Genomic DNA, 22235 nt, shown 5'->3' with positions numbered 1-22235 from the left:
CAACGCTGGTCTGATGATGGTTGCGATAAGATGATCAAACTTAGGGTCGCTTTACGCAGCCAAAAATTCGATCTCATCACTAATATTTTCAGGAAATCCGCAGCTTAATGATGAGGTGCGACAATTTGAATTACACCCACTACATGCATGCAGGTAATCTCCCCAAGGAGATTCGACAAAACACTTTTTGGCTGGATAAATTATACTCAGATTTGAATCATCATACCTGGGGTAGTGAAATAATATCATTGCTCAATACCAATCCAGTTGATGTTAGTCTTTGGCTTAAAGTTCGGCAAGATCCTGCATATCACTGGGAATTATTAAATAGTGGTAATCCACCCGATGCATCTTGGTTACGATGGTCACAAGGAAAGTTTTTTGCTGAGGTTACAGCGACGGGACGTAAATTTGAACAAGAAACAGTACTGAATGCACTTAAAGCACGGAACTCAAATTCAGACTATGCGAAACTGAAAGATATTTTAAGCGGTAAAAACCTAGATGAATACGATATGTATAGTCAGGTTCAGTTAAAATATGATGGAGAAGAATACTTTGTGGCTGATCAAGTATTCATTAAATGGGGCAAATCCCAAGATGGAATTACTGATGAAATTAAAGATATTGTAATTGTAGAAAATAAGCTTTCAAGTGGAACTGATTTGACCCCAAACCAGATGGGCGCTAAAGCGTCAAATTCTAACTTGATTGTGCGAAGCAGAAGTTCTAAATTGGAAAGCCCAAGAGTAACTGGAAGTGCTTCACCACCTTTACAGCAAGGTTTGGAAATTACTGTAAAGCCAACTTGGGTGAAAATTTGGGACTCAATGAATGGAGACGTAATAACTGACATTAAAATCTTCTAATGTGAAAGCAACAGATTTAATTAAATTAATCAAATCCAAATTGGATATTGATTGGGAAGCAAAAAGCGATCGCGGAGCCATTTGGCTTGAGAAAAAGGAGCGAAACGGTGATATAAAAGTCATAACTTGGTCTGTAGGGCACAAAGTTGATGGATTGAGTATAGATAGCTATGTAAGTGGATTTATTGGCTTCAATCAGATGGAAAACATCTTATTGAAATATTATAAAAAATATAATTTAAATTATTTGCCTTATAGCATTCACGTTACGTCAGGAAGAGATGAATGGTTAGGCAATCAAAAAATTATAACCAGTGATGATGTTGATGCAATCATGCCAATTATAAAAGATATGATTGAAAATGACATCATACCATTTTTCGAAAATTATTCATCTATTGAAAATGCGTACAAGAAAATTGAAAAAACCGAAAAATCTAATATTACTTTATTTCTTCTTCATCCTCCTACTATTCGGATTTTGATAATGAAGAAGCTTGTTAATGCTACGGATTTTGATGAGTATGCTGATTGGTTAATGTCATTGAGACCAATTATGCTTGAAACGGCAAATGGGATTGTATATCAATTTCTTCCGGAGCTAATAGAAGAACTTAAGAATCTACCAACCACTTCAAGTAATAAAATTCAAAAATGAAGAAGAATATAGTGTTGATTTTATTTTTTGGATTTTTAAACATGTGTAACGCTCAGATAGAGAAGGGCACCTGGATGGCCTCAGGCAAAAGTACGATGTACCCTGACCCCTTGGTTTTCAGCATCCAAGGTGATGCAGGCTACATGCTCAGCAACCGTTTTATGCTTGTTCCCTCTCTAAACAGCTCCCGAATTGATTTTTCAAAACTAGCCTTGAACGACTTCAATTTTGGACTGGAAGCCCGGTACTATTACCTCAAGCCGGGTAAAAAGTTTGCTCCTTTTGTAGGATTAAGAGGCGATTCAAATGCAGATCACTCCACGTTTTATGGACCGAGTTCCGCTAGATTGCTTGGCAATACAGGCGTTGATTTTATGATACTTCCCAACCTGGCCTTTGAATCCCAAGTGTATTACGACATGAAGTCTGCTGAAGTTTACCGTTATTTTGCGCGCCTGTGGGGTCTGGATTTTTCTTTAAGAGCCTTTTTGGCCAAAAACAAAAAAACGGCGAAAAAAGCCAAAAAAGAGGTGCAGGCCTATCAGGTTGAGAAAGGTGATTTAGTGCTTAATGGCAATGCCAATTATGTGCGAACAGCAGTTGAATCTCGCTGGCTTGAACCCAGTTTTGACCTCGTACTGACTCCAAAAGTAGGCTTGGCGCTTTCCAAACACTGGATTGTAGGGCTTAGTGCTTATAAACGCATAAGGTTTGGAGATTTTTCATACTTCGATGAAAACGATAAGTTCACAAGGAGCCAAGGCAGACTTTCTCAAGATAGAATTGGCGTATTCGGGCGATATGTACATCCTTTTGCAGCTTCAAGGTGGGCCTGCTTTGCTGAGGCTGGATACGCATGGGAATACTCGTTGAACACCTTTAATTTAAATTATGTGAGTAACTATAATGACAATTACTTGTACTACGGGCAAGTAGGGGTCAATTTATTCATCACCCCAAAAATTGCCTTGGAAGCTTCATTCATACATATGGATGATAGCGTTTTTCCTCGGGCGGGTAATTACTTAGAATTTGGCCTACAAGCTTATTTGCCCAAACAACGCAAACAAACTAAACCCTAAAACCAGTTTTGTTTAACTTTCTAAGCTCTAAAAACATGAAAAACAGACTATACCTGAAGTTTCTCTCTGCAATTTTTTTGATTGCACCCTTATTACTAAACGCCCAGTTGAAACCTGGCGTGTTCAAAAAAACCGCCTGTAATGCTTGTACAGGTGAAGCCAGACTTACGGTGAATGATATTGAGATTCAAAACTCCATCCGGGCAAATAAATTCAAGTTTACGCTAAAGATGAAAAATGCTCAGGGGGTACAAGTAGAAATTCCTCAATCCAATATAGGCGAAGCTTTTAGCCATCAATACATCAGTTTTGAAAACGTGTGTTCAGGAGATTTTGTCATCGTTGCCGAGTATCTTGATCCACGTTTTGCTGGCTTGGAATGCACTAAAAAAGAATATCCAGAAAAAATGACAGCCGAAGGCGAGGGCAATTTCACCGTCGACCTGGTCAGCATCAGCAATGAAATCATTCAGGTAAGCAGCACTGCCAACAATCCAACTTACAAGTGGAGCAATGGGGTCCCTGGCAATTTGGTGCAAGCCGAGGCCAACACCTCGTATCATGTGACGGTGACGGATGAAGTGGGTTGCACCAAAGTAGGAGGGCCTTACAAGCTACCCGATGGCTGTGGCGAAGGGCTACAATACAATTTTGAGTCTGCTGTTGTTGGCCCAAAAATGTTTACCACCCCAGGTCAAGTGCTGCGGGCCCAGGTTAAGCCCAATGGCAGCACTAATTTTGTGGATGCCGATGCCTCATATACCATCACCTGGAAAGACCCTGCTGGCAATGTGCTGGGCACTGGTGCTACTTTGCCAGCCACTTTTGACTTATACAAGAACTTTGACTTCCTAACCCTGGAATTTTCCAATAAGTGTAAAAAATTAAATTATCAGTACAACCTGCTTAAGTGTGGCTCAGCTAGCCCAGAACTGAGTACACTTTTTAAAGTGCAAAGCCAGCCATCCTGCGCAGAACTGGATACGAAGGACATCAATGGCAATCCAATTGACTTAAAATCGGGGAGCCTTTCCCTTAATTTATCGGCCTTAGGCATTCCTGCCAGCAATATTTCCATCAAAGTAGATGGTACAACGTATGATGATCAAAGTTCCATTACCGTAAACAATCTGGGTGCGGGGCCTCATCAGGTAGAAGTAAGCATATTTGGCACAAATCCTCAAGAGAAATGTACTTATAACTTATCCCCAAGCATTGCTGAGGCTGCCTTCCAAATAGTATCCTCTCCCGCTACTAAAGACGGTGACTGTGAATTCAATTTGTATTGTCCAACCAATAAGGCTCGGCCAAGGTTCATAGTTCCTGCCGCCAGAGAGTATTCGGTTGAATTGACAAGTGGCAAAAAAAAGGAAAGAAATGAGATGTGTCGCCCAATGTTGGACTGTATTTTGGGTGATCAAACATTTTCTGTTAATGACCCACGCCGTAGTAGGGTAACTGCCATTACTTCCTGGGCAGGAATTCTTGATGAGGTCTTTAATGCTTTGTTGAAAGATGAAAACAATGGCTTGACGCCAGAGCAAAAAGCTGAGCTACGCCGCTTGTGCGAAGCCAACACCAACCGCGATAATTGTACAAAAGTAGTTTTTTGCCCAGGTTCACTCACTGTCATTGATGACACCAAACCGAACAAAGGATTCAAAGAAAATGGAGACCGTGTAGAGGAGGGATGCAGAATCATCGACTGTGGCGTAGGCGAAGCGCGCAAACAACGATCAACCTGCGATCCTGAAATAGCGGCCATTGTAGACATTGATATGCCGATTGGAAAGGATGGGACGAGTATTTGTAAAGAAGCGCCGAAGCCGCCTAAAGACCAACCTTGTAGTACTCCGGAAAAGGTTACAGTACAAAAGATTGTAGATGACTTTGTGAGTAGGTCAGGGTTATTTGGTATAGAACTGAGTTATAAATGGAATAACTCCCCACCTCTGTATGAATTAGCTGAAGCTTTGGTAACCCAAAAGTGGGATATTTCCACGATTGGTTGTAGAGAAATTAAGTTTTGCTCTAGCAATTATACCATTATTGCCTTGAATGATATTTTGGATGAATTGGCAAGCATTGACTATTGTCGACCTTGTTCAACACCTTCAGAAATCATACCCTTTAAAGATGCCATCAAAGATGCCAGCATTAAACCTTTGTTGGTTCAAGTTTATCAACAAACCCAATGGGGACAAAGCACGCCATTCCCAACTCCTGGTGTCAATGATGGGCGATACGCTTGTATGGCTGTCAATTTTTGTAGAAGTGAAGGTCGCTTGATGCGAATTCAAAAACTGAAGCAGCAAATCCAAAATGCCCCTGTTTGTGATCCATGTGATGGTAATTGGAAAACTGAAAGATTGAATGTTATTGTTCAGAAATTTAAAGCAGGTACACTAGTTCCTGTAATAAGCAGTGACCTTGATAGGATTCTTTTTTATGCAAAAGACAATCATACGAATCATGACAATGAGCGGTGTATGCTGGTAACCTATTGCACCGCAAATTTTTCGGTTATTAACGCCGGTGAAGTTGAAAAATTTGCAAGAGAACAAAAATGCCCTCTCGGGAGTGGTTCAAACTTTGATTCACATGATCACGAAGAATCAAGTTTGGATAATAATGAGGTGCACAACAATCTAAGTTTGACAGGTAGTTCTGAAGATGCTGAGGTTCAAGTTAAAGTGTTTCTTGACACCCTATCTTCAGAATCCTTCCTCCGTTTTGCCCCACTCATCAGCGGAGGAGGTATTGTACCCAAAGCAATTACAACTAGTGCTCAGGGCAACTACTATTACAATTACAGCCATGTGGACAATAACCTTGCCCTCTTTGCTGACTCTACGCTCCAATACGAATGGAACAGCTGGGACGCCAACAAGACCTTTACCGTATACGAGTCCGTTGCCAAATGGGAATATGTGTTGACTTATTCTGGCCCAGAGCACGCTTGGTCGGCTCCCCTGGAATCGGATACCTTGCTGCGCATTACGCATTATTCGGTGAGGGATAGTTTTTTGTACCTGGGTGGATATGTAAGTGGTGCCTTGCGCTACAGAGGTGAATTGCTGAATCCGGACTATACCCACGAGCGCTTGGATGGATTCATGATGAGAATTGGCACTTCTGGTACTTTCCAGGGCATGAATATTTTACAGCATATCGATACGCTGGATGGCCTTCATTTTGCGCAAGGCAGCAGCGGTGATTTACTGGTAGCTGGGCGGATACTGGGTGATACCTTACAGATCAATGATCAAAAAATCAGCCTGAATTCAAGTGACCTGGGCTTTGTAGCAGCTATCCAATCCAGTGATCTGGCTTTTAACCTCCTCAAAACAATAGACCTCAATGGCGCAACCATTTCCAAATTTGCTGCTTCATCCAATGCACAGAGATATGCTTTGGTATTGAGCAATTTTGATACTTTATTGAGCAACGGCTCGGTTCAGGAGGGAAATGCGCTGGGGCTATTGGTTTATTCCACAAGCGGAAATTTAAGCTGGTTTGACAAATTCAAGGGGAACCTTGATCCTCAACAGCTTGATGTAGCATTTGATCTACAATCCGGCCTGAGTCTGGGTCTTACCTACACAGGCATCATTCAACATGCCAACGATGCGGTATTCCTTTACAGCCAAGGTAAAGAGGACATTGGCCTCATCAAATACGATTCAACTGGGGCTTTGACCTGGAAAAAATCCTATGGCGGGCCAGAGACCGAAACCATCAAGGCTATACTGTACGACGATGGCGTCATCTATTTTGGAGGAAACCTCAAAGGGCAATCTTATTATCGTCAGCTTGGGGGGTATGGGTTTTACAACACGACCGGCGCTTTTGATCGGGCCTATGTATCTTATGTATTGGATAGTGTTCCAAGTGCCCCAACCGCAGAACTACTCCAACTGGGTAAGCCAAATGTGAGCAATACTCCAAGCCCGAAAAACTTGTCAAAAGCACTTACACTTTATCCCAATCCATTCAGCAATGAAGTGATGACCGAATTTGAATTGGAACTTGCCTCCAGTGTACAAATTGTCGTTCAAAACGAACTTGGAAATACCGTACAAAGTGCTGTTGTGCAAGGCCAAATTGGGTTAAATCGTCACCAACTAAGCACACAACTGCTTCCTCATGGAATTTACATCATTCAGGTGGTTAATGCCGAGCGTCGGGTTATCGGTGTAGGAAAAGTTGTAAAAGTTAAACCTTAATCCATTTTAATCTAAAATTCATGCTTAAGTATAGTGTAATTTCATTGCTGTTGTTGAACATTTGGATGGGTAATTTACCCGCCCAAACCCCCAACTACCACTGGGCGACCAAAAAGGACGCCGATCGCAACGACGATTTCGGTTTCGACAGCGACGACCAATTCGTAGTTGACGCCCAAGGTAGCAGCTACCTCTTGCAGCGCATCGTGGATCAAATCCAGTATGTCGACACCACCCTATTTGCCGATCCCGAAGCCGGAGCTTACGCCCTAGCCAAGTATGACGCCGCCGGAAAATTCCAGTGGGCGCGCACCTTGGTGGGATTGGACGAAGACGGGGTGGAAAGCAGTTTGGGGTATCTCAATAGCCTTATTGTCGACCCTGCTGGAAATATTTTGATTTCCGGAGAATACGATACGCCCCAGTTTTTTGCCGGAATGGGTGATCCCTTGCAGAACCCCTGCCCCGAGGAGTATTGCAATGCCCTTTTCATCGTCACGTATAGCCCTGGAGGGAATTTGTTGAAAGTAGAGCAACACTACGCTTTTGGCGCCCCGCCCGATGCTGAATATTATGGGGGTGCAGGCGGCCCGGTATTGAACATTGATGCCTCTGTGCAGCGGCACCTGGTGTGCAATCTTTATGGGGATACCCTGGTATGGAATGGGCAAAAGCGGTACTATGGCCATCAAAATTATCAATTACTCATAACCCGAAGCCTGGGTACAGGCGAACTGGAGCAAATTGGGGCCATTCACTACGACAATGGTGGGTTTTATCCCCTAAAATTGATCCCCCAAGCGGATGGCTCGGTGTTGTTGTTTGGTGAAGCAAGTGAAGAAACGACCCTGAGTGATACTCATGGCTTTAGCTACACCACTGGCCCCCTGATCGAAGGCTCCAGTTTGGAAGACATTTACCTGGTGATCAAATACAATGCCCAAGGGCAAGTGCTATGGATCAGGGAGCTGCACGGCGAATACGCCGAAGCGCAACTGGTAGCCGATGCTCAAGGGCATGCTTACCTCATGGGTTATTTTGAAACTTTTTTGCGGTGGAAACAACAGACCCTGCGCGCAGGAGCGGATGAATACGGCGGCTTTTTGTTCCGCCTGGATGAACAAGGGGAAATCGTCTGGCAAAAAATTTATGACAACGCGGCAGTTGACGTGACCTTTGCGGCACAAGTGGCCAGTGTGGCCCTTGATGGTGGTTTGTTGACGCCTTTGGACATTTTTGCATTCGAAGGGGAGTCTTCCACTACCTTTGAAGGGCAAACTGTCCAGTTGGTTTGGGAGGGTTATACGTCTGCCATAGTCCATTACAACCTTCATGGTAATGTGGATACCTTGGTAACTTTGCCTGCGGCGGGCGAGGGCCTCTTTTTTGTGACCAATTTGCGCTACGATCCCAATGGCCGTATTTATGGTCTTTTTCAAACAGCTGAGGTTGATACGCTCAAGGTTGGTGTCTACACATTCCCCGTTGTTGAATACACTTCTGAAATCCTGGCTTGTTTCACCCTTTCCAATCTCCCCCCAGGCTTCACGGCTCCCAAAGCGGTTACCAAGGTGGAAAAAACGATCGAAAACCTCCGCGTCATCCGTACTTATCCCAATCCTACTGATAACCAATTGACGGTAGAATGGGTGCCACAGGTTTCCGGAGTAGAACTGCTTTGGAGTGATGCTCAAGGGAAGGTGTTGCAAAGATTCCAAATGGAGCCGTACGCACAGCAGTATAGCTTAAATGTGGCTCAATGGCCAGCCGGCTGGTATACTTTGGAATGGCGTGGTGGAGGAAGAAGGGAAAGTTTGAGGGTGTTGAAGAAATGACGAATAATTCGAATGACGAATGACGAATAGGGGAGTAGCAGCTGGGAATTTTTGGTAAGCGCTAGACTTGGATTCCATTTATGCGAATTCACCAACAAATCTTGAGGGCAATGCTCCAAATTCGTCATTCGTCATTCGAATAATTCGTCATTTGCTCCAGTTGCTGGTGGCTAATGTTCAAAAAAGTACAAATATCCGCATCAGAAATGCCAGCTTTGCGCATGCGTTTAAGGCTTGCGTAGAGTTTGTCTTCGGCTTGTTCAGCCCGTTGTTTTTCTTGCTCCGCCCGCTGTTTTTCCTGCTCGATTTGTTTTAAGGCTTCTTTAGTTTTTTTTCGTTCCTCGTCTGCTTTTTTACGCTCCTCATTTGCAATTCTTTCCGCAGTTAGGGCTCGGCGTTCTTGATTTTCCAACTCTTCGAGATAAGTATCCTCCGCCTCCATATTGTCGCGTATTTCGGGTACTTCTACTGCTTTTTGCAGGCGGCGGATAATGGAGCGGAATTGTTCTGGAAAATCCTCCTCGCGTACATTGAGAATGTGTTGATCCTCGGTTTGGTTGCTCTGGTCAAACACACTCAGGAGAATTTCCAATTCGTTTCGCCGCCGCGTTTTTAAGTCTTGAATGGAAATAACGTAGCTATCGTGGCTCAGGCATTCAATGAAATAGTCTTTTTGGGTGATCTCAGCCTTAGAATATGCGTCAATGTACTTGCGGTTGACGTGGATGACTGGAATGTCGTGGATGCTGTCCAGGCTGTGTCCCAGAAAATAAATACTGATGATGGGCAGGGCCAGGGTTTTGTTGCCCCCGTCTTGGGTTTCTACCGTATACACATTTTTTTTGTCGCTGTATTGTTTGCCCAGGTATTGCCGAAAGCGCAGGATGTCGGTAGCCAATTTGGCTTTTTGTACCTCAATAATGACTAGTTTTTCCTCCGCTGGCGTTTTGATTTTGGCTGAAAAATCCAGGTGATAAATGGTAAAGGTGGGCTTGATGCTCAATGGGTCCAAATGTACGGAAGTGGTAAAAGACTTGGGCCGAAACTCCAATTCCAACACCTCCGCGCCAATGATAGAACCAATGAGCAGCTTGGCTACTTTGGAGTCTTCCATCAGGTATTTAAAGACCACGTCGTAAATTGGATTCGCGATGAGCATTTTTAACGCAATTTGTGGCAAAAGTAGGGATTTTATTTTGGATTTGCAAGCTACGGAATCGGGGATGGAATGACGAATTTTTCGAATGACGAATGACGAATGGGGAGGTATCGTCTGGGATTTTTGGGAAACGCTAGACTTGGATTCCATTTATGTGAACTGACCAACAAATCTTGAGGGCAATGCTCCAAATTCGTCATTCGTCGTTCGAAAAATTCGTCATTTCGTCATTTCCCCCAAAAACCCTTTCTTTGCACCTCAAACCAAGTCCACCATCGAATGATCGGCCAAAACATCGCCCAGGCTGCTGCTTTATTGAAACAGGGAGAAGTGATCGCCATTCCGACCGAAACCGTTTATGGCTTGGCTGGCAATGCGTTGGATGAACGAGCGGTGGCAAAAATTTTTGCCATCAAACAACGGCCATCTTTTGACCCCTTGATCGTGCATGTGCCCGATTTGCGGCACTTGGAAAACTGGGTAAAGGACATTCCGCCACTGGCCCGTAAACTCGCCGAACAGTTTATGCCTGGGGCTTTAACTTTGTTGTTGGAAAAAAAAGACCAGATTTCAGACTTGGTCACCGCTGGTTCGCCCCTGGTGGCGATGCGGATTCCTGCGCATCCTTTGGCCCAGGAACTTTTGCAAAGCCTGCCCTTTCCCTTGGCTGCCCCCAGTGCCAACCCCTTTGGCTACATCAGCCCCACCCGCGCCGAACACGTGGCCCATCAACTAGGCGCTCAAATCCCCTACATTTTGGATGGTGGCCCTTGCAGCATTGGACTGGAAAGTACCATTGTAGGCTTTCCCGAGGGGCGTGCCACCGTTTTTCGCAAAGGGGGCATTTCGGTAGAGGCCATTGAAGCCCTAATCGGGCCAGTGCAGGTAAAAGCCCATTCCAGCTCCAATCCCCAAGCACCGGGGATGCTCAAAAGCCACTATGCGCCACGGGTGCCGCTGGTGCTAGGCAACTTATTGGAACTTATCCCCGTCTATGAAGGAAAGGCGGTTGGAGTGCTCAGTTTTCGAGAAAAATTTTCGGAGATTCCCTCCGAACGGCAGTTTGCATTATCTTCGTCAGGAGATTATACCGAGGCAGCACGAAATCTTTTTTCGGCGATGCGTTATTTAGATCGTTTGCCTATTGATTTCATTCTGACGGAATTATTGCCAGAAGAAGGCCTGGGCCGCGCCATCAACGACCGACTAAGACGAGCTGCCGCTGTGGAATAATCAACCAATTATCGGCATGCTCTGTTACTAAAGCCTGAAGTTTGAAGTCTAATATCTATTCACAGGACTGTTTAAAAAACCAAATCAATATGCGTTTCAACCAAATCACAATCGCCTTGACAATGGTGTTGGCCATTTTTGCATCTACCGCCCTGCAGGCTCAAGACCAAAAAGCCCAACGGCCCAGCCCTGCTAAAACTGCCACTCGTATGCTGGATTCACTCAGCATCAACGTTACCTACAACGCACCTTCGGTAAAGGGACGTACCATCTGGGGTGCACTGGTGCCTTATGGAAAAGTTTGGCGCACTGGTGCCAATGAGGCGACCACATTTGAGGTGAATAAACCAGTTCTGATTGAAGGACAAAAATTGGCAGCAGGCAAATATTCTTTGTTTACCGTTCCCGGCGAAAAAGAATGGGTTGTGGTCTTCAACAAAGAAGCCAGCCAATGGGGCGCTTACAGCTACAAAAAAGACATGGACGCCCTACGGGTTACGGTTAAACCCGGCAAAACCAAACTCTTGGTAGAACAACTGGCCATTGATGTATCGGATAAAGGAGAAGTCAGTATTGCCTGGGAAAATGTTCAAATTGCTTTTGGGGTAAAAGAAGCCAAGTAATTTCGGATTTGGGATGTCGGATTTCGGCCCCGGTCGCTGAGCGTTGTCGAAGCGTCTGGGCCGAAATCCGACATCCCAAATCTGACATCCGAAATTGTATATTCTTCTTATTTTTGCCCCAGTTTATTCAATACACACTCCATGAAACGATTGATAGCGTCTACATTATTTCTCTCTTTGGTATCCCTTGGCTTTCATGCTTGTAAAAATGAGCCCAAAATAGATCAAGCCGATTTATTGGGTCGCTGGGAGCTGCGGGAAGGTTTTCGAAATGAACAAAAATCGGAAGACCTAGCTGGTTTATTCTTCGAATTTTTTGGCGATGGAAAAATGATCACCAACATGTCCGGATCCACTGCCGAAGCAGAGTATGAGTTGAAAAAACAAATGCTTTTGCAGCGCGGTGGCGATATGGATGCTGATTATCAAATTGAAACCTTGAATGACACCAGTCTGACCCTTATCGCCACCTTGCGCGAAATTAATTTCCGTTTTGTATTGGGCAAAAGCATTCAAGTAAACTAGAAATGCCAATTGAGCCCAAAGCGCAGGGATAGTGGCGATCTTGAAGAGAGCGGACTCGGATTAACATTGTACAGCAACAGGATCTCGCTCCGCATTGCTCCCGATCCCCCTTGCAACAAGCCTAAACCAAGGTGCAAATTGTTGGCGTTATACCGTTGTACCTCAAATCCGTTAGAGGTGTAATAAGGCACAGCTTCATTGGCGTATTCATATTCCGCGTGCACAAAAAAGCGATCCACGAACTTGTATCGGCTGAAAATTCCGGCTGACCAGGATAATGGTTGCACCCGCTCCACTTGCCCATTTGGCAAACGTTGACTATAGTAGCTATACAAAAAACCTATCCGAGGACCAATCGAAAAATCTGGAGTTAATTTGTAACCCAACATTGGACTGAGGCCAAACTGAATCAGGGTAGAGGAACCGAAGCCTAAACCCAAGGGCACATTTCCTCCGAACCAGATGCGGCGATTGGTGCTACTGCTTTTTTCTTTGTCGGTACTTCTGGTCAGGCTTTGGGCTTGTATGTTCAGACTCATGAACCCCAAACAACATAGGACAATAACGATGTTACGCATGGCTGAAAACATTGTTGATGGTTTGATTTTTACGATAATGCCCGACAAAGATACATGCTCTCTCCTCACTTGGCAGCGATATTGAAATTTTTGGTAGCCTCCTTACTGAAATATACTAACTTTGAGTCCTTAAATACCTCGGCACTGTAAAGCTTCGTTCAATGTGTTGATATTGTTTCCCTCTATTTAGCAACGAAAAAATCTTCTTCCGAGACCATTTACGCTACCTTTTTCCTGTGGACTAATCTGTGTGCTACAATGAAGCATTGCCTTACTATATTGACAATTCTGCTGAGCGGCTGCCTGTGGGGACAAAACTGCCCGATTGAAACGCCTTTATTGATTCCTGCCAACGATTCAACAGAATACAGCTTTGAAGTTTTTGATGTCCTCAATAACAATTTGGCGGCAGCAGGCCAAGGTGTATGTGGCGTAAACATGCGCTTTCGCCACAACTCAATTACTGATTTTGAAGTGTGGCTTACTTCGCCAGGTGGCACCACCATCCAGCTCATTGGCCCCAATGCCACGGTGTCACCAGCCACCTTGGGTGGTACTTGGAATGTAACCTTCGTGCGCTGCCTGCAGACTACGCCCATGCCCCAGGTTCCATATGGATCGCGTTGGAACAATAGCACCAACCCATTTGGTTCTGAGGGTATTATAGGTTCCTATTTGCCGTACCTGGGTTGTTTGGAAGAACTCAACACCGGACCGGTGAATGGCACCTGGAAATTGAAGCTTAAAACGCTGAGTAGTATCCAGATTGCGAGTAGACTGGTTGGCCTGGATATTCAATTTTGTGACAAAAAAGGGCAGCGTTGTTGTTTTGCCGACGCAGGGGTTTTAAACAACCTCAACACTGTATCAGCTTGCCAATACGATACCGACCTGAACCTGGCACTTGCGCCGACCTATCCTGGTGTGAAACCCGACTCCAGCAAATTTGGCTACACTTTTGCGATCGGTCGTGATATGATCTTGCAGCGCTACGACTCAATCCCAGATCTGAGACAATTGGCCCCTGGAAACTATCAGGTCTGCGGGTTGTCTTATGCGCGCAAGGACAGCAGTCTTTTTCCTGCTGCGAACAATGTCTTACGCTTGGATACCCTGCGCAATCGACTACTGGAAAATGCTGCTCCATTTTGTGGAGAAATGACCAGTAATTGTGTCAATGTAACCATTGCCCCACGCAATGATTCGATCGTATTACCTCTCAAGGTGCTTTGTGAAGGAGACTCAGTAGTCGTCAATGGCCGTAGTTTTAAAACAACTGGCCGTTATTATGTCACCTTTAATGAACCAGGCCGTTGTGATAGTTTGGTCATCGTTCCGGTACAAGTTCAAAGGATATTGAGGGTCACCTTGGATAGCACCATTTGTGCGGGGGATTCAGTCCGAGTAGGCACCACATTGTATAAAACGACTGGAAATTATGTAGATACGCTCCAATCGCGCAGTAGCTGTGACAGTATTGTAGCTTTAAACTTACGCGTATTGCCGGCGATCCCAGTTCGGGATACTACGATCGAAATTTGCGCTGGTCGTTCAGTGGTGGTGGCTGGACAACGATTTAGCGACCCAGGGATCTACCCGATCCGTTTGATTTCGAGCCAGGGTTGTGATAGTTTGATTCGCTTGACCTTAACCAATGCCAGCCCCATTTCAATTATTACTACACCGGATACTGTCATTACCTGTATCCGCAAGCAGATAGTCTTGGATGGAACCCGTTCACTCCCACTAGGTCAGGTGAATTACCGCTGGGAAGACAACATGGGGAACGCCATTGGAGACAGTTCTCATTTTGTAGTGACCTCTCCCAATACCTATTATCTACAAGTCCTTACCAAGCAGGGTATATGTGTTAACCGTCAGCGCATCATCATTACTGCCGATACCCTCAAGCCAGCCATCAACATCAGCGGCCTGGACACCCTGGACTGTCGAACTCCACGCATCACCCTTCGTACAGCGAACAGTAGCAATTTGGCCAATCCCATTTACAGATGGGCAACTAGCGGTACCGGGCGTATCGAAGGAGCGGCTGATCGGGATTCGGTCATTGTCAGCGGCCCCGGCTTTTACAATCTTCAAATTGACAATACGCGCAATGGCTGCTCCGCCAATGCCAATGTTCAAGTCATTCAAAATACCAGCCAGCCCATCGCCATAGCTGGTGGTGGCGGTACTATTACTTGTACCAATACCAACATCTCCTTGAGTGGAGCTGGATCAAGCCAGGGCCCCTCCTTTCAATTTCGTTGGCGAGGATTGAGTGGCCAAACTGTAACCAGCCCGGGCGCATTACAAACCCAGGTTCGGCGCGCAGGCGCTTATGAATTGGCCGTAACCAATACCCTCAACCACTGTGTGAGTTTGGATACCATCACCGTGGCAGCGGATACTATCCCCGTCCAGTTGTCGATCGATACCCCCCGGGAACTCAACTGTATCAATCGTTCTGTAACCCTTAACTCCAGAGTCAATCCCGGTAATCGCACCTTATTGTACAACTGGAGTACCTTGAGTGGTGGAAACATCACCAGTCTGAACTCCATCCCGAATATTACCGTGGATCGTGCGGGGTCTTACGCCCTGGAAGTTACAGACCAGGCCAATGGTTGCACCAGTGGAGCCGTTGTTGCAGTTAAGGACAGCAGTACCACCGTGAGAGCTGTTATCGCTACACCAGCACCTCTTTCTTGTACCCAACCCGACGCCCAATTAGACGGAACCGGATCCTTGGGTGGGAGCACGCTGCTTTATCGCTGGAGTACGGCGGATGGCCAAATTAACGGGGTCACCAATCAAGCCCGACTCAACATAGCTGGGCCTGGGACTTACCAACTTTTGGTGCGGGATAGCATCACCCAATGCCGAGATTCTGCAGTGGTGACCGTGAGCAACGATAGCGCGGTGCCTGTCGCCGATGCGGGCATTGCTGTCGATTTGTTGACCTGCCAAAATCCCCGTTTGCGCCTGAATGGTTTAAATTCCTCGGGTGGCTCAGACTTTGAATATGCGTGGTCCGGCACTTGTATCATTGGTAGTAGCCGTCAACCTTTGGTAACGGTGAGTTGTGCCGGAACCTATAAAATCACTGTACTGAACAAAACCAATGGTTGTATTGCCATAGACAGTGTAGAGGTATTCAGCAATCAGGTCAAACCAAGGGCTACAGTTAGTCCCAATCAAACCCTTACTTGTGATAACCCGACAATACAAATCCCCGCTACCCTTGATTCTGCAGGTGCCCAGTTCATCAAGGTACAATGGACCGGCCCTGGGATTGTATCGCCAGACTCATTGTTAAACATCACAGTTAACAAACCCGGACAATACATCCTGCGCGCCACCAACCGCCAAAACGGTTGTGTGTCCGAAGCGCCCGCCAATGTTTTTATCGATACCATGACTTTGCGGGCAGATGCAGGTGCAAACTTTGCACTGGATTGTAAAACGCCACAAGGCACTTTGCGCGCTCAAAATCTTACGACTAGCCCCCGGATGTCCTACAGCTGGTCTACCATCAATGGGGTGATTGGAGCGAAGTTGGATAGTTTGACGGTAACAGCGTTGGAGCCGGGTACCTATCGGTTTATGGTACGGGACACCTTCAATGGTTGTTTTGCTACGGATAGTATAATCATCAACAATGACCGCATTCCGCCAACAGTGCAAGCTGGGGCAAATCAGGAATTAACCTGTAGCAGACCCAGCGTAACCCTCAATACCCAGGGCTCAGCAACTGGGAGCAATATCCAGTACACTTGGAGTGGCCCCTGCACCATTCCGGATTCCACAGCCGCATCCATCAACATTAATTGTGATGGGCAATACATACTCCGGGTTTTGAATACAGTCAACGGGTGTTTTGCTACGGATACCGTTATGGTGAACCGAAACCCACTGACTCCCAATGCCAGGGTGGTCTCTGCTTTTACCAACATCAATTGTACGGCTGGTGAAGCTTTTTTATCTGCCCGGGGCTCTTCGGGTGGACAAATTCGCTGGTTTTTCCAAAACAGTGAAATAGGTCGGGATACCCAGCTGTTGGTGCGAGAGCCGGGTACTTATTTATTGGTGATCGATAATGCCGCCCTTGGATGTTCCGATAGCGCTACGGTCATCGTGAGCAAAGATTGCCGACCCACTGCGATCATTGCCAATCCGGCTATTTTGACCTGTCGGCAGGCGGTCGTCACCTTGGACGGCAGCGGCTCTTCTTTCAATGCCTCCATTCGTTACCGCTGGATTGGGCCGACCGGAAGATGTATTGTGAGTGATTCAACGCTACAGCGGGTGGATGTCATTTGTCCCGGTACTTATCAATTGATCATCGAAAACTTGGCCGTCAATGAACGGGATACGGCTACGGTGCTGGTCACTGCCGATCAAATCTTACCCGTAGCAATGGTCGCAAAGCCCGATACCATCACCTGTACTACACCCAACATTACTTTGGATGGCCGCAATTCCACACAGGGAGCGAATATCCAATACACCTGGCTGGACAATCAGGGGCAAGTGGTAAGCCGGACCCTGCAGGCGCAAGTCAATAACCCCGGCCTTTACGCATTAGAGGTATTGAATACCAGCAATGGCTGTTTTGCACAAACCGAAATACTGGTGCCCAAAGACACCAATTTTCCCCAAATCATCCTCAATACGGCACTGTTCCCCTGCAATCGCGATACGTTCAGCTACCGCGGCGCAACGGTGCTGCCTCAAGAGCGTACTTATCAATTCCGCTGGACTGGGCCGAACATTGTCGGTAGGAATGACACCCTTTTGGTTAATCTGACTAAGGGTGGTCAATACATCTTGTCCGCCACTGACTTGGGCAGCAATTGTATTGTGTCTGATACCATTACCATCCAGGAACAAGAAAACTGTACACCTTGTGTACGGGCTACGGATGATGATCTTGTTTTGACCTGTACCCAAACCGAGTTGGTTTTGCCCGCAGCATTTTGTCGGCCCTGTGTAGGCTGTACCGTGACTTGGACGAGTGCCGATGGCAACTTTGTCTCCCGAGCAGATACCATTGCACCCCGGGTGAACCGTGCTGGAACCTATAACCTTACCGTGATTGACTCCAACGCCAGGCAAATTAACCTGAGTATAGTGGTGCGCTCCGATCAGCAATTGCCCATTTTGCCAGCAGGGTTTGATGCAAATTTGACTTGTGGCACTCAACAGATCGCCTTGCCTAATCCTGATTCAACTTCCAATAATCCCATCACCTGGAATTGGGCAACTACAGATGGCCTGTTGCTTGCCGATACTTTACCTGGTGCGTTCCGGGCGGCTCGGATGGGCAATTATCGCCTCACTGGGCGCAACATACAAACGAATTGTGAAAGCTTTACCCTGGTGCGTATTGGTTTAGATACCTTGGCACCACTTGCTGCTGCTGGGGCGGATGCAATTTTGGATTGTAACAACCAACGGCTCACCCTCAACGGTAACATGTCGTCCGTAGGTCCTGGGATCAGCTACGTTTGGACTGCCCTCGACAATGGGCGAATTTTGGCGGGTGAAAATTCTTTAAACCCCATTGTAGATGCCCCGGGGCGTTACCTCATTCGGGTCGAAGATGGTCGCAATGAGTGCTCCACTACTGATACACTTCGGATTACGCCTGATGCAGGTTTACCCCCGATTACCCCAATTGCCGACCAAAGCCTCAATTGCCGGGATACCGTGCTGACCTTGATGGGGAGTGTACCAACTGGCGGCAATTACACGGGAAGTTGGTGCGCATTGGGACTCAATCGAGATACCCTGGCTTGTTTTGCGCAAGCGAATTTGCGCGTCAACCGGGCCGGTTTATACAGTTACGAACTCACGGATACGCGCAACAATTGTCGCAACCGCATTTTTGTCAAAGTCAGTGAAAACAACCAAGGCCCCCTCATTGACGCGGGCAATGCCGATACCCTGCGCTGCGACGCCTTAAGCCTACGTTTGAAAGGGGATGTACAAAACCCAAGCACCCGCCTCAGCTATTCCTGGTCGGGCCGCAACAATCCCTCGATTCAGGCAGATACCACCCTTACGCCTATCATCATCAGTGGCGGCTGGTATCGCTTACAAGTACAAAACCGGGACAATTTCTGTTCCAGTCTCGATAGTGTATTCATTGCCAGTGACCTGGGGCGGCCCCAAGTGTCGGCTGGACAGGATACTTTTTTGAACTGTGTACCCTTGCAAATCAACTTACAAGGGCGCTTTGCTTCCAGTGGAGGCGAAACCCTGGATGCCCGCTGGACCGCCAATGGTGGCCGCATCATCAGTGGCCAGAATACCGCCAATGCCCAGGTGGATCAGCCCGGCATCTACCGACTCACCGTACGCAATACGGTCAACAATTGTGTAGCAGCAGACGAGGTGCAGGTCAACAATCAAGCACTGAAGCCCTCTGCCCAGATCAATGGCCCCAACTTGATTTCTTGCAATGTAGCACAAGTCACCTTGTCGGGTGCCGCTTCGACGAATCCCTTCAACCGGATCCTACGCTATTTCTGGACACCGGTGGATGGGGGCCGCATCATTGGCAGCCCTGCTGATGATAGTATGCGCACTGCCCGGGCGGGTTTGTACCGCCTGATCGTGACCGATGCCTTGAGTGGCTGCCAGGATTCTACCGATTTTGCCCTGGAAGCTGACCAGAATCGTCCCCGCATTGATATTGCCCCGCCTGCGACGCTGAGTTGTTCGCGGAGCCAGGTGCGGATCGACGCAGGTGGCAGCGCTACCGGAGTAATTTATCGTTACTCCTGGCGTGGGCCAAACGGGCAAGCGCTGGCCGATTCCAGCAAAACGCCATTGGTCAACCTGCCAGGTGTTTATCGCCTGACGGTTCGCAATGCGGAAAGTGGATGTATTTCCGTAGATTCTGCTGTGGTGACCGAAGACTATTTGGTGCCACGCATCCGCATGCGTGCATTGGACGTGTTGGATTGTGTGACGGCGGTGATTGAACTGGAAGCGGGGACTTCGCAGGGGCGCAATTTGAATTTCCGCTGGTCGGCAGCGCAGGCGGGTATTGTCAGCAATCCAAATACTGCGCTGATTCGGGTCAATGCCCCTGGCTTATACCGCCTGGTTTTGACCGATGGGTTGAATGGTTGTAGCAGCCGGGATAGTTTGGTGGTACAAGAAGCTGCCAGTGCGATAGATTCAGTTGTCTTCAACGTGCGCCAGCCGGGCTGTGGCACCAATCAAGCCGGGCAAGTCATGGTGACAAACATTACCGGTGGTACGGCACCTTATTTGGTTTTGTTGAACAATTCGCTGCCCGAAGCCAACAATACTTTCCGCAACCTGCGCCCTGGCACCTATAATCTCAATGTAAAAGACGCGGGTGGTTGCCTTTGGACCAGTCCGGTTTTACTACAGGCACCAGCTCCGCCTTCAGTAGAGTTGGGCCCAGATCGGGAGATCAAACTGGGCGATAGTGTGAGCATCATACCGATCATCAGCACAGATAGCATTGTATCAATCACCTGGTCGACAGGGACTACCCTCAGCAACCCGAATGCGCGCAATCAGTTGTTGAAACCCAGCACGACCACTACCGCGCAAATTACCATTCAGGCGGCTAATGGCTGCACCGCTACGGATTTGCTCACCATTCGGGTGATCCGCAATTTACCGCTGTTTGTCCCCAATGTTTTTTCGCCCAATGGCGATGGGATCAACGATTTATTGAACGTCTATTCGGGCTCGCAAGTCAACAAGGTCAATTTCTTCCGCATCTACGACCGTTGGGGCAATCAGGTGTACGGCCTACAGGAATTCCGCCCGAATGATGTGTTATTGGGTTGGGATGGTACTTTTGTAGGCAAAACTTTGAATAGCGCGGTGTTTACCTGGTATGCTGAGGTGGAAATGGCGGATGGGAAGTTGGAAAAGTTGAAGGGGAGTGTGAGTTTGATAAGGTAGGAGTTTAGCCTGCATCGCAAAGCATGATCCAAGCACCAAGCGACACTTTATTAATCACAAAGGAAAAAAAAGAGGACACAGAGAACACAAAGCGAAGCGTCGTCAACGTCTAACTTTGTGTTCCCTGTGTCCTCTTTTTTTTCCTTTGTGCTACAAAAATGTCGCTTTAGTTGTGTCCTAAGAAATTCGGGATATTGGTGTTTCTTTGTGTCAATAACACTTTTTGAAAATTTGAGCGCAGCTTGGAAACCCTTCAACACACCACCTTGCGCAAAACACATTGATCATGCAGACCATTGTTCTTTGTCTCGCCGCCTTTTTCGCCAGCATGTTGAATGCGGGCGCAGGTGGAGGAAGCTTCATTACCTTTCCAGCCCTGGTGTACAGCGGTTATTCCCTTACGGCTGCCAATGCCATTAGTACGGTTGCTTTGTTTCCAGGGGCGCTTTCCAGTGCCTGGGGTTTTCGCAAGAGTTTGAATGAAAAAGTAGCGAACCTGATCATCTTTGCCATTTTGAGTTGCCTGGGGAGTATCGTGGGAACCTATCTGTTCTTGTGGACCGATGAAGCGCAATTGAAAAAACTGATCCCGGGGCTTATCCTGTTTGCGACCGCCCTGATCTACTTTAAAGACCGGATCAAAAGCCTGAAAACCGAGCCGAATCCATACATCGTCTACCCCTTGCAGTTTCTAGTGGGCATCTATGGCGGGTATTTTGGGGGCGGAATGGGCATCATGATGATTGCGGTGTTCAGCTTGTACGGCATGAAGGATTTTTTGCAAATCAACGCGCTGAAATCCATACTTGGTTTTTCAATCAACCTGGTTGCGGCCACGATCTTCATCATTCAAGTAGACCTGCCCTGGCCGACGGTGTTGTCGATGATTGGTGGTAGCTTGTTAGGAGGATACGCCGGAGCGAGGGTGATGTATCGTTTGTCGGAAAAAACGGTGCGGACTTTTATCGTGGTAGTGGGGGTGGTGTCGGCTGTGTTGACTTGGGTGGGGATGTGAGAGGAGGGGAACAATCAACAGACTTGAGATAAGTTGAAAATCAAGGATTTGTGCGTGATTTTACGTGAGTATTGAATTAATTTATTTACCGCAGAGTTTCGCGGAGTAAACACGGAGTTTCTCAGAGTTTTATTAGTTGTTAAGAGTTTTGCCACCTTTGGTGGCTGGGAGTTGAGTACGATTAAGATTTGATTGTTTGGCATTAGTGTTCATTCAATGCGGCTCTGAGTAATCTTTGCCACCGAAGGTGGCCTAAACTCTGAGAAACTCCGCGTGTACTCTGAGAAACTCTGCGGTAAAAAATGTTGTAGATGAATGGCTTTTTTGAAAAAAAACGTAACTATTTAGCAGCCGCCTTCGGCGGCTGCTAAATATGAAAATAAAAAGTATCTTAGGGCATCAAAAACATTGAGTTGGAGCTACCAAAAACAGTCGAAGGCTGCCACGTTGTGATCAATCAACTGCTGTTGATTATC

General features: G+C 46.8%; 12 protein-coding genes. 10 read left to right on the top strand and 2 right to left on the bottom strand.

Annotation, left to right across the window (positions count from 1 at the left end):
* Nucleotides 1-143: 143 nt before the first annotated feature.
* The 5 genes from ACEW9O_RS19090 (at nt 144) to ACEW9O_RS19070 (ending at nt 8670) form a co-directional block, all read left to right on the top strand.
* A complete protein-coding gene (locus tag ACEW9O_RS19090; RefSeq protein ID WP_373551790.1) occupies nt 144-869 on the top strand; it encodes a hypothetical protein in 726 nt (241 codons plus the stop codon).
* A gap of 1 nt (nt 870) precedes the next feature.
* A complete protein-coding gene (locus ACEW9O_RS19085) occupies nt 871-1527 on the top strand; it encodes a hypothetical protein (protein ID WP_373551789.1) in 657 nt (218 codons plus the stop codon).
* A 143-nt stretch (nt 1528-1670) separates the two neighbouring features.
* Nucleotides 1671-2609 (top strand): hypothetical protein, encoded by a 939-nt coding sequence (locus tag ACEW9O_RS19080; RefSeq protein ID WP_373551788.1) that lies wholly within the window; start codon nt 1671-1673, stop codon nt 2607-2609.
* Nucleotides 2610-2644: 35 nt separating this feature from the next.
* Nucleotides 2645-6835 (top strand): T9SS type A sorting domain-containing protein, encoded by a 4191-nt coding sequence (locus tag ACEW9O_RS19075; protein WP_373551787.1) that lies wholly within the window; start codon nt 2645-2647, stop codon nt 6833-6835.
* A 20-nt stretch (nt 6836-6855) separates the two neighbouring features.
* Entirely contained in the window at nt 6856-8670 is a 1815-nt protein-coding gene (locus ACEW9O_RS19070) for a T9SS type A sorting domain-containing protein (RefSeq protein WP_373551786.1), read from the top strand.
* Between the two features lie 124 nt (nt 8671-8794).
* On the opposite strand, the gene ACEW9O_RS19065 is transcribed toward ACEW9O_RS19070, so the two are convergent.
* Complete coding sequence (locus ACEW9O_RS19065) at nt 8795-9829, bottom strand: hypothetical protein (RefSeq protein ID WP_373551785.1); 1035 nt, start codon at nt 9827-9829, stop codon at nt 8795-8797.
* Nucleotides 9830-10108: 279 nt separating this feature from the next.
* Here ACEW9O_RS19065 and ACEW9O_RS19060 point away from each other — a divergent pair, with 279 nt between their 5' ends.
* The 3 genes from ACEW9O_RS19060 to ACEW9O_RS19050 all read left to right on the top strand — a co-directional run bounded on the left by ACEW9O_RS19060 (nt 10109) and on the right by ACEW9O_RS19050 (nt 12210).
* A complete protein-coding gene (locus tag ACEW9O_RS19060) occupies nt 10109-11062 on the top strand; it encodes an L-threonylcarbamoyladenylate synthase (protein WP_373551784.1) in 954 nt (317 codons plus the stop codon).
* An 89-nt stretch (nt 11063-11151) separates the two neighbouring features.
* Nucleotides 11152-11685, top strand: coding sequence for a DUF2911 domain-containing protein (locus tag ACEW9O_RS19055; protein WP_373551783.1), 534 nt, complete (start codon nt 11152-11154; stop codon nt 11683-11685).
* 141 nt (nt 11686-11826) lie between these two features.
* On the top strand, nt 11827-12210 hold the full coding sequence (locus tag ACEW9O_RS19050; protein ID WP_373551782.1) for a hypothetical protein: 384 nt from the start codon (nt 11827-11829) through the stop codon (nt 12208-12210).
* On the opposite strand, the gene ACEW9O_RS19045 is transcribed toward ACEW9O_RS19050, so the two are convergent.
* Entirely contained in the window at nt 12207-12788 is a 582-nt protein-coding gene (locus tag ACEW9O_RS19045; protein WP_373551781.1) for a hypothetical protein, read from the bottom strand. The two genes, ACEW9O_RS19050 and ACEW9O_RS19045, sit on opposite strands and share 4 nt — an antisense overlap.
* A 258-nt stretch (nt 12789-13046) precedes the next feature.
* On the opposite strand from ACEW9O_RS19045, the gene ACEW9O_RS19040 reads away from it, so the two are divergent.
* Nucleotides 13047-20744, top strand: a complete 7698-nt coding sequence (locus ACEW9O_RS19040; protein ID WP_373551780.1) for a gliding motility-associated C-terminal domain-containing protein — start codon at nt 13047-13049, stop codon at nt 20742-20744.
* 286 nt (nt 20745-21030) lie between these two features.
* Nucleotides 21031-21759, top strand: a complete 729-nt coding sequence (locus tag ACEW9O_RS19035; RefSeq protein ID WP_373551779.1) for a sulfite exporter TauE/SafE family protein — start codon at nt 21031-21033, stop codon at nt 21757-21759.
* Nucleotides 21760-22235: the final 476 nt, after the last annotated feature.

It is taken from the genome of Haliscomenobacter sp. (genome assembly GCF_041740695.1).
GTDB lineage: Bacteria > Bacteroidota > Bacteroidia > Chitinophagales > Saprospiraceae > Haliscomenobacter.
This window is presented reverse-complemented; position numbering and strand designations above follow the sequence as displayed.